This is a genomic window from Variovorax sp. AC103, assembly GCF_979254005.1.
Window position 1 is genome coordinate 109,718 of the sequence record NZ_CEEDFC010000008.1, and the last position, 13,675, is coordinate 123,392.

The 13,675-nt window shown below is 68.6% G+C and carries 12 protein-coding genes; 10 read left to right on the plus strand and 2 right to left on the minus strand.

Features of this window, described 5'->3' with window-relative positions:
* The first annotated feature begins 92 nt into the window (after positions 1-92).
* Genes AC0IYU_RS13925 through AC0IYU_RS13935 form a run of 3 tightly spaced genes read left to right on the plus strand, consistent with a single transcriptional unit; the run spans position 93 to position 6,083 of the window.
* Positions 93-3,314, plus strand: coding sequence for an efflux RND transporter permease subunit (locus AC0IYU_RS13925; protein WP_472117703.1), 3,222 nt, complete (start codon positions 93-95; stop codon positions 3,312-3,314).
* 4 nt (positions 3,315-3,318) lie between these two features.
* Entirely contained in the window at positions 3,319-4,575 is a 1,257-nt protein-coding gene (locus tag AC0IYU_RS13930) for an efflux RND transporter periplasmic adaptor subunit (RefSeq protein ID WP_435483296.1), read from the plus strand.
* Entirely contained in the window at positions 4,572-6,083 is a 1,512-nt protein-coding gene (locus AC0IYU_RS13935; protein ID WP_472117705.1) for an efflux transporter outer membrane subunit, read from the plus strand. The genes AC0IYU_RS13930 and AC0IYU_RS13935 overlap by 4 nt, the downstream gene beginning before the upstream one ends.
* Here AC0IYU_RS13935 and AC0IYU_RS13940 read toward each other — a convergent pair.
* The gene (locus tag AC0IYU_RS13940; protein ID WP_435483295.1) at positions 6,034-7,128 is read right to left on the minus strand and encodes a PA0069 family radical SAM protein; all 1,095 of its coding nucleotides are present in this window, start codon (positions 7,126-7,128) and stop codon (positions 6,034-6,036) included. The genes AC0IYU_RS13935 and AC0IYU_RS13940 overlap by 50 nt on opposite strands.
* A 121-nt stretch (positions 7,129-7,249) precedes the next feature.
* Between AC0IYU_RS13940 and AC0IYU_RS13945 the strand changes: the two genes are divergently transcribed.
* The 6 genes from AC0IYU_RS13945 to AC0IYU_RS13970 are packed head-to-tail and all read left to right on the plus strand — an operon-like array spanning position 7,250 to position 11,396.
* Positions 7,250-7,852, plus strand: coding sequence for a GbsR/MarR family transcriptional regulator (locus AC0IYU_RS13945; protein WP_435483294.1), 603 nt, complete (start codon positions 7,250-7,252; stop codon positions 7,850-7,852).
* A 58-nt stretch (positions 7,853-7,910) separates the two neighbouring features.
* Positions 7,911-8,333 (plus strand): thiol-disulfide oxidoreductase DCC family protein, encoded by a 423-nt coding sequence (locus tag AC0IYU_RS13950; RefSeq protein ID WP_435483293.1) that lies wholly within the window; start codon positions 7,911-7,913, stop codon positions 8,331-8,333.
* 32 nt (positions 8,334-8,365) lie between these two features.
* On the plus strand, positions 8,366-9,328 hold the full coding sequence (locus tag AC0IYU_RS13955; protein ID WP_435483292.1) for an SAM-dependent methyltransferase: 963 nt from the start codon (positions 8,366-8,368) through the stop codon (positions 9,326-9,328).
* Between the two features lie 37 nt (positions 9,329-9,365).
* Positions 9,366-10,418: an SRPBCC family protein gene (locus tag AC0IYU_RS13960; protein ID WP_472117708.1), complete on the plus strand. Its 1,053-nt coding sequence runs from the start codon at positions 9,366-9,368 to the stop codon at positions 10,416-10,418.
* Entirely contained in the window at positions 10,418-11,041 is a 624-nt protein-coding gene (locus tag AC0IYU_RS13965; RefSeq protein WP_472117711.1) for a DUF4166 domain-containing protein, read from the plus strand. The genes AC0IYU_RS13960 and AC0IYU_RS13965 overlap by 1 nt, the downstream gene beginning before the upstream one ends.
* A gap of 7 nt (positions 11,042-11,048) precedes the next feature.
* Entirely contained in the window at positions 11,049-11,396 is a 348-nt protein-coding gene (locus AC0IYU_RS13970; RefSeq protein ID WP_435483289.1) for a DOPA 4,5-dioxygenase family protein, read from the plus strand.
* Here AC0IYU_RS13970 and AC0IYU_RS13975 read toward each other — a convergent pair.
* Positions 11,393-12,049 carry a glutathione S-transferase family protein gene (locus AC0IYU_RS13975; RefSeq protein WP_472117714.1) on the minus strand — a complete coding sequence of 219 codons (657 nt, stop codon included), beginning with the start codon at positions 12,047-12,049 and terminating at the stop codon, positions 11,393-11,395. The genes AC0IYU_RS13970 and AC0IYU_RS13975 overlap by 4 nt on opposite strands.
* Positions 12,050-12,130: 81 nt before the next feature.
* Here AC0IYU_RS13975 and AC0IYU_RS13980 point away from each other — a divergent pair, with 81 nt between their 5' ends.
* On the plus strand, positions 12,131-13,351 hold the full coding sequence (locus tag AC0IYU_RS13980) for a polyhydroxyalkanoate depolymerase (RefSeq protein WP_472117717.1): 1,221 nt from the start codon (positions 12,131-12,133) through the stop codon (positions 13,349-13,351).
* Positions 13,352-13,675 lie beyond the last annotated feature (324 nt).

Below are 13,675 nucleotides of genomic sequence, written 5' to 3' on the forward strand. Positions count from 1 at the left end.
AAGCGCCACACCAAAAAAACGGCGCCAGCAAACTTAAATCTACTTCCTTATGATGCGACACCTTTTTCCGTCGGAAGCAGAGAGCCCGCGCCATGGTCCAGCTTGCGTTGCGTCGTCCGTACACCTTCATCGTCATGGCGATGCTGATCGTGCTGGCCACGCCTTTTGTCCTGGCGCGCATGGCCACCGACATCTTCCCGGAAATCAACATTCCGGTGGTCAGCGTCATCTGGAACTACACCGGCCTGCCGGCCCAGGAAATGGGGCAGCGCATCTCCGGCCAGGTGGAGCGCGGGCTCACCACCACGGTGAGCGACATCGAGCACATCGAGTCGCAGTCGCTTGCCGGCGTGTCGATCATCAAGGTGTTCTTCCAGCCCACCGCCAACATCGAGATGGCCATCTCGCAGGTGGTGGCCTCCATGCAGGCGCAGGTGCGCCAGCTGCCGCCGGGCATCACGCCGCCGCTGGTCATCAAGTATTCGGCCTCCAGCGTGCCGGTGATCCAGCTGGCGCTGTCCAGCCCCACGCGCTCTGAAAACTCGCTGTTCGACGCCACCGTCAACCAGCTGCGCCCGCAGCTCATCACGGTGCCGGGCGCGGCCATTCCGTTTCCGTACGGCGGCAAGAACCGGCTGATTTCGGTCGACCTCGACACCCAGGCGCTGCAGGCGCGCGGCCTGTCGCCGGCCGACGTGGTGAACGCGGTCAACACGCAGAACCTGATTCTTCCCTCGGGAACGGCCAAGTTCGGTTCCACCGAATACAACGTGAAGATGAACGGCTCGCCCGACGCCATCGCGGGCCTGAACGACCTGCCGGTGCGCACCGTGAACGGCGCCACCACCTACCTGCGCGACGTGGCCTACGTGCGCGACGGCTTCTCGCCGCAGACCAACGTGGTGCGCCAGGACGGCGTGCGCGGCGTGCTGCTGTCGGTGCTGAAGAACGGCGGCGCCTCCACGCTGGACATCGTCTCGAACATCCGCGCCATGCTGCCCATCGCCGCGCAGACGATGCCGGAAGACATCAAGATCACGCCGCTGTTCGACCAGTCGGTGTTCGTGAAGGCGGCGGTGAAGGGCGTGGTGTTCGAGGCCATTCTGGCCGCCGCGCTCACCGCCGCGATGGTGCTGCTGTTCCTGGGCAACTGGCGCAGCACGCTGATCATCGGGCTGACCATTCCGCTGTCGATCCTGGCGTCCATCCTGGTGCTGTACGCGCTGGGCGAAACGCTCAACCTCATGACGCTGGGCGGGCTGGCACTTTCGGTGGGCATCCTGGTGGACCAGGCGATCGTGACCATCGAGAACATCGAGCGGCACCTGCACATGGGCACGCCGCTGAAAGAGTCCATCGAGGTGGGCGCGGGCGAAATCGGCTCGGCCGCCTTCGTCTCCACGCTGTGCATCTGCATCGTGTTCGTGCCGATGTTCTTCCTCTCGGGCGTGGCGCGCTTCCTGTTCGTGCCGCTGGCAGAGGCGGTGGTGTTCGCCATGCTGGCCTCCTACCTGCTCTCGCGCACGCTGGTGCCCACGCTGGTGATGCTGCTCATGAGCGGCTCGCATGGCGGCGGCCACGAACCGGCGGAAGGGACGAAGCAAAGCCCGCTGCAGCGCCTCTACCGCGCCTTCGACCGCCGCTTCGAGCGCGTGCGCCGCGCCTACACGCTGGTGCTGTCGGCGGTGCTCTCGAAGCGGGCCGGGTTCATCGGCCTGTTCCTGGGCTTCTGCCTGCTGTCGTGCCTGCTGTACCCGGCGCTGGGCCGCGACTTCTTCCCGACGGTGGACGCCGGCCAGATCCGACTGCACCTGCGCGCCCCCACCGGCACCCGCATCGAGGAAACCGCGCGCCTCACCGACCAGGTGGAGGCCGCCATCCGCGAGCTGGTGCCGCCGGACCAGCTCGAGACCATCCTGGACAACCTGGGCGTGCCCAACAGCGGCATCAACCTGTCGTACAGCAACGCCGGCACCATCGGCACCTTCGACGGCGAGCTGCTGCTGTCGCTGAAGGAGGGCCACCGGCCGACCGAGCACTTCGTGTCGATCCTTCGGGCCGAGCTGCCCAGGCGCTTTCCGGGCATCGAGTTCTTCTTCCAACCGGCGGACATCGTCACGCAGATCCTGAACTTCGGCCTGCCCGCGGCCATCGACGTGCAGTTCAGCGGCAACGACATGGCCGGCAACGCCGCCCGCGCCGCCGAACTGACCAAGGCGATCCGCCAGATTCCGGGCGCGGTCGACGCCCATGTGCACCAGCGCCTGGACGGCCCCGCGCTCAGCCTGCAGATGGACCGCACGCGGCTTCAGCAGTACGGCCTGACGGCGGCCAACGTGGGGCAGAACGTGCTCATCGCGCTGTCGGGCAGCTCGCAGACGGCGCCGGCCTTCTGGCTGAACCCGGTGAACGGCGTGGTCTACAGCATCGCGGTGCAGACGCCGCAGTACACGGTCGATTCGCTCGACTCGCTGCTGAACATTCCGGTGGGCACGGGGGCAGGCACGGCTGGCGGCAACGGCGCGCAGCAGTTGCTCGGCAACCTCGTGACCAGCCAGGCCGACCGCCAGCCGGCCGTGATGTCGCGCTACAACATCGCGCCGGTCATCGACGTGTACGTGAGCGTGCAGGGCACCGACCTCGCCAGCGTGGCCTCGAAGGTGCAGAAGCTGGTCGACGAGATGCGCCCCAAGCTCTCGCGCGGCAGCCGCGTCGAGGTGCGCGGGCAGGTGCAGACCATGCAGTCGTCGTTCATCGGCCTGGGCGTGGGGCTGGCCATGGCCATCGTGCTGGTGTACCTGCTGATCGTGGTCACGTTCCAGTCGTGGCTGGACGCGGCCATCATCATCACCGCGCTGCCGGCCGCGCTGGCGGGCATTGCGTGGATGCTGTTCATCACCGGCACCACGCTGAGCGTGCCGGCGCTCACGGGCGCCATCATGACCATGGGCGTGGCCACGGCCAACTCCATCCTGCTGGTGTCGTTCGCGCGCGAGCGGCTGCACGCGGGCATTCCGCCGCTGTCGGCTGCGCTGGAAGCCGGCGCCACCCGCGTCCGCCCGGTGCTGATGACGGCGCTGGCGATGATCATCGGCATGATCCCGATGGCGCTGGGCCTGGGCGAAGGCGCCGAGCAGAACGCGCCGTTGGGCCGCGCGGTGATCGGTGGCCTGATCTTTGCCACGGTGTCGACATTGTTTTTCGTTCCCGCGGTGTTCGCGGGGGTGCACAGTCGGCTTGCGCACCGCCGTGCGGCACGCGAAGCCTCGCAACAGCCACAACCGCCAGCGGGCGCAGCGCCCCAGGAGAACTGATTCCATGACGGAGCAACGCCATTCGGCATTGGCCATCCACCCCATCGCCGCGGAAGAGGGCGAAGGCGAACTGCTGCGCCGCCGGCAGATCGTGCGGCGCACGCGCTGGCTGGTGCTGATCGTCCTGGTGCTGCTGGCGCTGGGCGCCGCGCGCACCGTGTTCGTGCGCATGGCCAATGCCCGCGCTCTCGAGGCGGGCACCACCGAGCGCGCAAAGCAGTACGTGCAGACCGCCCTGCCCCGCACGCCCACCGCCGGCCAGACGCTGGCGCTGCCCGGGACGCTGCAGGGCTTCGTGCAGTCGCCCATTTCGGCGCGCGCCAGCGGCTACCTCAAGCGCTGGACCAAGGACATCGGCAGCCGCGTCGAAAAGGGCGAGCTGCTCGCAGAGATCGAGACGCCCGAAATCGACCAGCAGCTGTCGCAGGCCGTGGCCGCGCGCGCGCAGGCCGCCTCGGGCCTGGCGCTCGCGCAGAGCACCGCCGAGCGCTGGGAAGCGCTGCGCAAGAAGGACGTGGTTTCGCAGCAAGACCTGGACGAACGCCGCGGCGCCGTGGCACAGGCCACTTCGAACGTGGCCGCGGCCGATGCCAACGTGCAGCGCCTGAAGCAGACCGAGGGCTTCAAGCGCGTGGTGGCGCCGTTCGCGGGCGTGATCACGCGGCGCAACGTCGACACGGGCGACCTGATCGATGCCGGCGCGGGCGGCGGCGCCGGGCGCGCGCTGTTCCTGCTGGCGCAGACCGACCCGCTGCGCGTGTACATCAACGTGCCGCAGGCCTACGCCCAGCTCGTGAAGACGGGCCAGCCGGTGGTGGTGACACAGGCCGAGCTGCGCGGCCAGAGCTTCAAGGGCGAGGTGGCGCGCACGGCCGGCTCCATCGACGCGACCACGCGGATGATGCAGGTCGAGGTCTCCCTGCCCAACAAGGACGGCGCACTGCTGCCGGGCGCCTATGTGCAGGTGTCGCTGCCGCTGGCGGCCAGCCGTACGCTCACCGTGCCGTCGAACGCGCTGCTGTTCCGCGCCGAGGGCACGCGCATCGCGGTGGTCGATGCGCAAGGCCGCATCGGCCTGCGCCCCGTGACGCTGGGGCGCAACTACGGCGAGAACGTCGAAGTGCTCGACGGGCTCGAAGGCACCGACCGCATGGTGCTGAACCCCTCCGATTCGCTGGCGGACGGCGACATGGTGGCCGTGGCGCCCGACGCGCCGCCGCCCGCGGCCAAGGGCGCCGCGCCGAAGAAGGAGCCGGCGTGAGACTGCGACTGCCGGCTGCAGCGAGGGCAAGGGCTTGCGTCGCGCTTCCCGCGCTCATTGCACTTCTTGCAGGCTGCGCCGTCGGCCCCGACTACAAGACCCCCGACACGCCCCTGCCCGTCAGCTGGAAGCTGGAGGAGCCCTGGCGCGTGAGCACACCCAGCGACAGCGCCGACAAGGGCCCGTGGTGGCAGCGCTTCGGCGACGCGCAACTCGACGCGCTGCAGGCGCAGGCACTGGCCGGCAGCCCCACGCTCACGATCGCCAATGCGCGGCTGGCCCAGGCGCGTGCTGCGCTGGCCTCGAACGCAGCCAGCCAGTACCCGCAGTTGGGCCTGGGCACCCGCGCATCGCGCCTGAAGATTTCCGCCAACCGGCCGCTCACCAACTACGCCAGCGCCAACGCATCGACCGTGCAGAACGACTTTGCGCTGTCGCTCAACGCCAGCTACGAGGTCGACCTGGCCGGCCGCGTGCAGCGCACCGTCGAGGGCGCCACGGCGTCCGCCGAGCAGTCCGCGGCCGACCTGGCGAACACGCGGCTGCTGCTGAGCGCCGACGTGGCCAGCAACTACTTCAACCTGCGCTCCAGCGACGTCGAGCTCGACGTGATCTCGCGCTCGGTCGGCCTGCAGCGCCGCGCGCTCGAACTGGTGACGGCGCGCCATGACCTGGGCGCCGTGTCGGGCCTCGACGTGGCGCAGCAGCAGGCGCTGCTGGAGACCACGCTCACGCAGATCGACGTGCTGAAGAAGCAGCGCGCGCAGTACGAGCACGCACTGGCCACCCTCACCGGCACGCCCGCGCCCAGCTTTTCGCTGCCGGTGGACCTGCGCGAGATCCGTCCGCCTGCGGTGCCGCTGGGCGTGCCGTCTGAAATTCTGCAGCGCCGGCCCGACGTGGCTTCGGCCGAACGCGCCATGGCCGCGGCCAACGCACAGATCGGCGTGGCCACCGCGGCCTTCTACCCGAGCGTGTTCATCTCGCCGACGCTGGGCGTGGACAGCCGCATGATCGAGTCGCTGTTCAACGGCCCCAGCCTGCTGTGGTCGGTGGGCGTGTCGGCCACGCAGGTGCTGTTCGACGGCGGCCGGGTGCGCGCGAACGTCGACTTCGCCAAGGCCGGCTACGACGCCACCGTGGGCAGTTACCGCCGCACCGTGCTCACCGCCATGCAGGAGGTGGAAGACGGGATCACCGGGCTTTCGGCGCTCGACAGCGCCACCAGACAGGCGCAGGCCGCCGTGACGGCCGCGCGCCGCGTGCTGGACATGGCGACCAGCCGCTACGAGGGCGGTGCGTCGACCTACCTCGACGTGATCACCGCGCAGCAGTCGCTGCTGACGGTGGAGCGCCAGGCCGCGCAGTTGCAGGGGCAGCGGCTGCTGACGGCGGTGTTCCTGGTGAAGGCGCTGGGGGGCGACTGGTGCGGCATGGACGGCCTCGCTGCCGTCGGACCTAGAACAGGCTGCCCTGCCCCGCAGCCCCAGGTGGTCGGAACGCGCTGATGTCGAGCGGGATGCGCTCGCGGTTGAAGCCGATGCGGTGGGTGGCTTTCATGAAGCGCTGGTTGATCAGGTCGGCCCACAGGCCCGAGCCCTTCATGCGCGTGGCGAAGTCGGCGTCGTAGTCCTTGCCGCCGCGCATGTCGTGGATGCGCGCCATGATGCGGTCCGCCCGCTGCGGGTAGTGCAGCGACAGCCATTCCTTGAAGAGCGGCGCCACCTCCCAGGGCAAGCGCACCACCGTGTAGAAGGCGCTGCGCGCACCGGCCTCCCAGGCGGCTTCGAGCACCTGCTCCATGTCTTCGGTGACGAACGGGATCTGCGGCGCCACGCTCACCCCCACCGGCACGCCCGCCTCGGCCAGCGTGCGAATGGTGCGCAGCCGCCGGTGCGGCGCCGCGGCGCGCGGCTCCAGCTTGCGCGCGAGTTCGCCGTCGAGCGTGGTCACGGTGATGTAAACGGCGGCCAGGCGGTCGGCGGCCATGGGCGCGATCAGGTCGAGGTCGCGTTCGATGGCGCTCGACTTGGTGACCAGCGCGAACGGATGCCGCGTTTCCCGCAGCAACTCGATGATCGAACGCGTGAGCCGCAGCTCGCGTTCGATGGGCTGGTAGCAGTCGGTCGCGGTGCCGATGGCGATGTAGCTCGGCCGGTAGCTCTTGCGCGCTAGCTCGCCGCGCAGCACCTCGACGATGTTGCGCTTGGCGATGAGCTTGGTCTCGAAGTCGAGGCCGGGCGACAGGTTGAGGTAGCTGTGCGTGGGGCGCGCAAAACAATAGATGCAACCGTGCTCGCAGCCCCGGTAAGGATTGAGCGAGCGGTCGAAGGAGATGTCGGGCGAGTCGTTGTCGTTGAGCACCGACCTCACGTCCTCGAAGCGCACCTCCGTGGCCAGGGGCTGCAGTTCGTCGGCCTCGGCCACGCCGTCCTCGAGCGTGCCCCAGCCGTCGTCGAAGGCGTTGCGCTCGTCGCTGGAGAAGCGATGCGCCAGCCGCGTGGCCGCACCGCGGCCCTTGATCGCGTGGATGGGAATCTGGGCAGCGGGCATGGCAACTCCTGGATGGCTGGAATTTACTGTTTATTCATACAGTATTCCACCGATTCACCGTTGTCGCCGATTTTTCTATTTCTCTATTGACAGAAATTTCGTAAATCCTAAACTCGATGCCATGGAACTCACCGACATTCAACGCAAGTTCGTCCTGCACTGGGGCGAAATGGGCTCCATGTGGGGGGTGAACCGCACCGTCTCGCAAATCCACGCCCTGCTCTTCGCCCACGGCAAGCCGATGAACGCCGAAGAGCTCTCCGACACGCTCGGCGTGGCGCGCTCCAACATCAGCAACAGCCTGAAAGAGCTGCAGGCCTGGAACCTCGTGCGCATCACCCACACGCTGGGCGACCGCCGCGACTACTTCGAGACCAGCGTCGACGTGTGGGAGCTGTTTCGCACCGTGGTGCGCGAGCGCAAGGAACGCGAGTTCGACCCCACCGTGCGCGTGCTGCGCGAGCTGGTGGCGAACCCCGACTTCCAGAAAGAGCCAGCCGACGCGCAGGACCGCATCCGCTCGACGATGGAGCTCATGGACAAGCTGGCCACCTGGGCCGACGAAATGCTGCGGCTGTCGCCCGGCACCCTCGACAAGGTGCTGACGCTGGGCGCGAGCGTGCAGAAGTTCGTGCGCGGCGATGCGCCCGCGGCAAGCAAGGGCGGCAACGGTGACAAGGGCGAAGACCCGGACGCGCACCATGCCAGCCTCCCCATGATCTGATCCCTTTTTTTGCCTGATTATTTCTGTTTCAACAGAAATATCGAGAACCAAGAACATCATGAAGCACGCCACCGCTCCCGCCTACCCGCTGACCATCTACTTCGACGCAAGCTGCGCCATCTGCAGCGCCGAGATGAATCACATGAAGGCGCGCGATGCGGCGGGCCGGCTGCAACTGGTCGATTGCTCACCCGCAGCATTCACCGCCGGACCGGCCCCGCGCAATGCGCTGATGGCCGCCATCCATGTGTCGGACGCGCAGGGCCGGGTGTTCGTCGGCGTGCCGGCGATCCGCATCTGCCGCACGGCGGTGGGGCTGTCCAGCGGCGGCTTTCTGCTCGACCTCCCGCTCCTCGCGCCGCTTGCCGACCGCGCCTATGGGCTGCTGGCACGCAACCGCTACCGCATTCCGCGCTGGCTGGCCGCCAGGCTGGCAGGGCGCGTGGCGCCTTCCTGCGACGACGGCAACTGCCGCCTCTGAGAGCCGACGAGCCACCCAGCGAGGGAATCGCCATGCCCACTGTTTTCCAGCCCGACTTCCGCATGTCCCACGAAACGTCCGCGCCCTCTCCCGTGCCCGTACCCGACGCCGGCGCCCCCATCACCGCCGAGGACACGCAGCACTACTTCACCGAAGTGGCGGTCGACTACAGCGCCTGGAGCCCGAGCTACAACATGCATTTCGGCTACTGGCGCGCCGGCCTGAACCCGCTGCGGCGCGAAGGCATGCTGGTCGAGATGAACCGCGTGATCGGCCGCGCGCTGCGGTTGCCCGAGGCAGCGCAAGGCACCGCAGCGCGCCGCTGCGTGCTCGACCTGGGCTGCGGCGCCGGCGCCACCGCGCGCACGCTGGTCGGCGACGACCCCTCGCTCTATGCCATCACCGTGACCAACGTGCCGGTGCAAAACCGCATTGCCGCCCGGCTCGACGCGGCCGCGGGCGTGGCCGACCGCATGGCGCACCTCGAGGCCGACTACACCCGCACCGGCCTGCCCGCGGCGCAAGCCGACGGCGCCTGGGCCGTTGAAAGCGCCTGCTATGCCGACGGCACCGCCAAGGCCGGCTTCGTGCGCGAAGCCGCGCGCCTGCTCAAGCCCGGCGCGCGCCTGGCGGTGGTCGACGGCTTCTTGCTGCGGCGCGAACCGGGCCGGGCCGCCGGCTGGCTGCACCGCCTGTGGGCCGACAGCTGGGCGGTGCCCACGCTGGCCGTGCGCGACGACTTCGTCGCGGCGTTGCGCGCGCACGGCTTCGAGGACATCGAGGTCAAGTCGCTGCGCTGGCGGGTGGCGCCGAGCGCGCTGCACATTCCGGTGCTGGCCACGCGCTTCACGCTGGCCGAACTGTGGAAGGCGCGCGGCAGGCTCAGCCCCTGGCGTCGCAAGCACATCGTGGCGAGCTATTGCGCGCTCGCGCTGGGCATGTTCTGGCGCGACTTCGACTACTGCATGGTCACGGCCAGGCGCCGCGCCGACTGAGCGAACCACAAGACACAACGAGGAGAAGAGGTTTCCCATGCGCAACGACACACCGGAAGAAAGCAGGTTCTCGGGGCTGGCGCCCGTCGAGCAAACGGCGAACGACATGCAAAACGCGCCCCGGCGCCGCATGCCCTTCGCATGGTTCTGGCCGATGCTGGCGGGCGCGCTCGTCGCGCTGGTGCTGCGCATCGTCTTCAGCGGCGGGCCGGGCCATCGCTTCTCGCCGATGCTCGGCGCCTTCGTGTACTTCGTGCCCGCGGTGTGCGGCGCGGTCACGGTGTACATGGCCGAGCGCATCGAGCGGCGCAGCTGGGGCTACTACCTCTGGGCGCCGTGGGTGGCCACGGCGCTGTTCGTCACCGGCACGCTGGCCGTGTTCATCGAAGGAATCATCTGCGCCATCGTCATCGTGCCGCTGTTCGCGGTGATGGGCAGCGTGGGCGGGCTGGCGATGGGCATCGTGTGCCGCATCACCAACTGGCCCAAGCCCGCGCTGTACGGCTTTGCGCTGCTGCCTTTGCTGCTCGGCGGCATCGAGCCCCAGCTGCCCAACCCCGACCAGTTTTCCCATACCTCGCGCACGCTCTTCATCGCGGCGCCGGCCGAGCGCGTGTGGCACGCGCTCAACGAGGCGCGCGACATCCGTCCCGGCGAGGTCGGCGACGCGTGGGCCTTCCGCATCGGCGTGCCGATGCCGATGTCCGGCGTGACCGTCGAGACGCCCGAGGGCCGCGTTCGCCAGGTGCAGTGGCAGAAGAACGTGCACTTCGAAGAAGTCATCACCGAGTGGCAGCCCGGGCGCCTGCTGAAGTGGCGCTACCGCTTCACGCCCGAGTCCTTCCCCGCCGGCGCATTGGACGACCACGTGATGATCGGCGGCCAGTACTTCGACCTGCGCGACACCAGCTACACGCTGACCCCGCGCGACGGCGGCACCGAGCTGCGCATCGACGTGTCGTGGCGGCTGAGCACGCGCTTCAACTGGTATGCGGATCGCGTGCTGCAGGCCCTGCTGGGCAACGGCTCGGAGAACATCCTGCGCTTCTACAAGGCACGCAGCGAAGCCGCTGCCATGGCGGCCGGATGATGCAGCCCGTGTTCCAGCAGGTGCTGGGCCCCGCGTGGGAGCGGCTGGGCGACGTCGTCAGGCGGCACTACACGATGGCGCCGTTCTCCGACGACCATGTGTGCGTGCGCGGCGTCATGAGCGAGGTCTGGCACGCGCCGTGGGCCGCGCTGCTGATGCCCTTCGGCCGGCTCTTCGGCGCGCTGGTGCCGCACGAGGGCACCGATGTGCCGATCGAGGTGCACTACCGCTGCCGCCCCGACAACGCCAACCTGTACTGGAACCGCGTCTTCCACTTTCCCGGCAAGCGGCCCTTTCACTTCCGCTCGCACATGGAACACGACGCGGGCGGAGGCAGCGAGGTGATCGAGTACGTGCGCTTCGGCATCGGCATGCGCCTGGCGGTGAGCGCGGAAGAAGGCGCGGTGGTGTTCCGCGACCTGGGCTACGTCTGGCGCATCGGGGGCCTGCGCATCCCGCTGCCGCTGGGCCTGTGCCTCGGCACTGCCTACGTCGAGGAGCGCCCCGACCCGCACAGCGCCGAGCACTTCACCATGAAGATGCGGCTGCGCCACCGCTGGTTCGGCGACGTGTTCCGCTACAGCGGGTGTTTTCACCTGGCCCCGCGCTTGGGGCCACAATGAGCGCACCATGCCGCGCCGCCCCGAAAACCTCTACGCCCAGTACCACGCCCACGTTTACTTCGCGCCCGCCACGCTGGCGCAGGCCCGCGCCCTGGTCGAGCGCGCGGGCCATGAACTGATGGTGGTGGTCGGCCGCGTGCACGAGCGGTTGGTGGGGCCGCATCCGCACTGGAGCTGCCAGCTCGCCTTCGACGCGGCCGAGTTCGACCAGGTCATCGGCTGGCTCGACGCCCACCGCGACGGGCTCGACGTGTTCGTGCACGGCGTGACGGGCGACGACTTTGCCGACCACACGGCGCACGCCATGTGGCTGGGCGAGGAAAGCGCGCTCGACCTGCGGATGTTCAGGCACTAGAACTCGGCGTCGAGCTCGTCGATCTCGTCGGGCTCCTTCCTGGCCTCGGCCACCCATTCCTTCATGGCCGGCAGCTCCATCACGCGCTTGCAGTAGGCCGCGCAGGTGCTGTCGAGCGCCACGTCATAGCTCAAAAAACGCGTGACCACCGGCGCGTACATCGCGTCGGCCATGCCCGGCTGCTTGCCGAACAGGAAGGGCCCGCCATGGGCCTTCAGGCATTCGCGCCAGATGGCGACGATGCGGTCGATGTCGGCCTGCGCGCGCGACCACACCTTGAAGCTCTTGAAATGGGCCTTGATGTTCATCGGCAGCGCGCCGCGCATCGAGCCGAAGCCGGAGTGCATTTCCCCGCAAACGGCGCGGCAGTGGGCGCGTGCGGCCACGTCGTCCGGCAGCAGGCCGGCCTTGGGCTTGATCTCGTTGAGGTACTCGCCGATGGCCAGCGTGTCCCACACCTTCACGCCGCCGTGCTGCAGGGAAGGCACCAGCATGGAAGAAGACAGCAGCAGCATCTCGGCCTTCATGGCCGGATCGTCGGGCGGAATGACCTTCTCGCTGAAGTCCAGGCCCGCCAGCCTGCACATCAGCCAGCCGCGCAGCGACCATGCGCCGTAGTTCTTGCTGCTGATGGTGAGAACGGGTTTGGCCATCGGGAAGCTCCTTGGTCGTTGCTGCACTGCGTGCAAGCGCCATGCCATGCGGCTGGCCCGCAACTTGCCTGCACCGGGTTCATGCTGTACCGGGCCTACCAGAACCAAGCCGACCTGCTCTCACCGGCACGCCTGGCGGCGCAGTTCCTGGGCAAGGCCCTCTGGCAGGACGGCACGGAGCACACCCCGGTGCGGCGCATGGCCGCCCAGTTCGAGGTGTTCTCGCGCATGCGGCTCACGCACACGCGGCCGCCCTACGGCATCGACAGCGTGCCGGTCGACGGCGTCGACGTGGCCGTGCACGAGGAGACGGCGCTCGTTTCGCCCTTCGGCACGCTGCTGCATTTCAGGAAGGACATCCAGGCGGTGCACCCGCCCGTGCTGCTGGTTGCACCACTGTCGGGCCATTTCGCCACGCTGCTGCGCGAAACCGTGCGCACCTTGCTGCGCGACCACGATGTGTACCTGACCGACTGGCACAACGCACGCGACGTGCCGCTGTGGCATGGCGGCTTCAGCCTGGACGACTACACGCTGCAGCTCATCAAGTTTCTGGAGGCCATCGGCCCGGGCGGGCACATGGTGGCGGTCTGCCAGCCCTGCGTGGCCGCGCTGGCCGCCACCGCGCTCATGGCCGAAGACGACAACCCGGCCACGCCGCGCAGCCTGACGCTGATGGCCGGCCCGGTCGATTGCCGCATCAACCCGACCGGCGTGAACGTGCTGGCCACCAGCAAGCCCATCGAATGGTTCCGCCGCAACCTCATCAGCCATGTGCCATGGCCGCACAAGGGTGTGATGCGGCGCGTGTATCCGGGCTTCCTGCAGCTGTCGGCGTTCATGAGCATGAACCCCGAGCGGCACAAGAAGCAGTTCCAGGACATGGTCACGCACCTGATCGAGGGCGACCTGGAAAAGGCCCGCACCATCGGCAGCTTCTACGACGAGTACCTGGCGGTGAACGACCTGCCGGCCGAGTTCTACCTGGAGACGGTGGAGCGCGTGTTCCAGACCTACGACCTGCCGCGCGGCGTGCTCACCGTGGGCGAGCGCACTGTCAACCCGGCCGCCATCCGCCGCACCGCGCTGCTGACGGTGGAAGGCGAGCGCGACGACATCTGCGCCGTGGGCCAGACGGTGGCGGCGCAAGACCTGTGCACCGGCATCCGGCCGTACCTGAAGACGCACCACCTGCAGGCCGGCGTGGGCCACTACGGCGTGTTCAGCGGCAGCAAGTGGAACTTGCAGATCTACCCGCGGGTGCGCGAAACCATCCACGCCGCCGCCGAGCTGAACGGCTGACGCGCCGAGCCCCTCGGCCTTCAATCCGGCAAAGGGCGTGAGGCCTTTGTTTGCCCTTGCGCGTGGGGCTTCCTACACTCGGGACCCCATGCAACGCCAGGCTCTCTTTCGCAACACATCGCGCGCAGTCTTCACTGCGCGGATGACTGCCGGGTCGCACCAGACCCTCGCAGATCTCTGAGCCCGGCGGTCAGCCTCCCCCTTTCTTCAGCACCCACCATCGACCGCCGGGCCCAGCCCGCGCGGTAGCGCGCCCGCCCCGGGCACGCCGCGCTTTCCCAGCTGATTCCCCCGCCTGTCGCCGCCCGCCCGCCTCACCGTGGG

What these genes read in the sequence shown, in the direction of transcription:
- AC0IYU_RS13950 (WP_435483293.1), top strand. Translation starts at nt 7,911, where the DNA reads ATGAAGCACGCCACCGCTCCCGCCTACCCGCTGACCATCTACTTCGAC.
- AC0IYU_RS13970 (WP_435483289.1), top strand. Translation starts at nt 11,049, where the DNA reads ATGCCGCGCCGCCCCGAAAACCTCTACGCCCAGTACCACGCCCACGTT.
- AC0IYU_RS13960 (WP_472117708.1), top strand. Translation starts at nt 9,366, where the DNA reads ATGCGCAACGACACACCGGAAGAAAGCAGGTTCTCGGGGCTGGCGCCC.
- AC0IYU_RS13955 (WP_435483292.1), top strand. Translation starts at nt 8,366, where the DNA reads ATGCCCACTGTTTTCCAGCCCGACTTCCGCATGTCCCACGAAACGTCC.
- AC0IYU_RS13940 (WP_435483295.1), bottom strand. Translation starts at nt 7,128, where the DNA reads ATGCCCGCTGCCCAGATTCCCATCCACGCGATCAAGGGCCGCGGTGCG.
- AC0IYU_RS13925 (WP_472117703.1), top strand. Translation starts at nt 93, where the DNA reads ATGGTCCAGCTTGCGTTGCGTCGTCCGTACACCTTCATCGTCATGGCG.
- AC0IYU_RS13980 (WP_472117717.1), top strand. Translation starts at nt 12,131, where the DNA reads ATGCTGTACCGGGCCTACCAGAACCAAGCCGACCTGCTCTCACCGGCA.
- AC0IYU_RS13945 (WP_435483294.1), top strand. Translation starts at nt 7,250, where the DNA reads ATGGAACTCACCGACATTCAACGCAAGTTCGTCCTGCACTGGGGCGAA.
- AC0IYU_RS13930 (WP_435483296.1), top strand. Translation starts at nt 3,319, where the DNA reads ATGACGGAGCAACGCCATTCGGCATTGGCCATCCACCCCATCGCCGCG.
- AC0IYU_RS13975 (WP_472117714.1), bottom strand. Translation starts at nt 12,049, where the DNA reads ATGGCCAAACCCGTTCTCACCATCAGCAGCAAGAACTACGGCGCATGG.
- AC0IYU_RS13965 (WP_472117711.1), top strand. Translation starts at nt 10,418, where the DNA reads ATGCAGCCCGTGTTCCAGCAGGTGCTGGGCCCCGCGTGGGAGCGGCTG.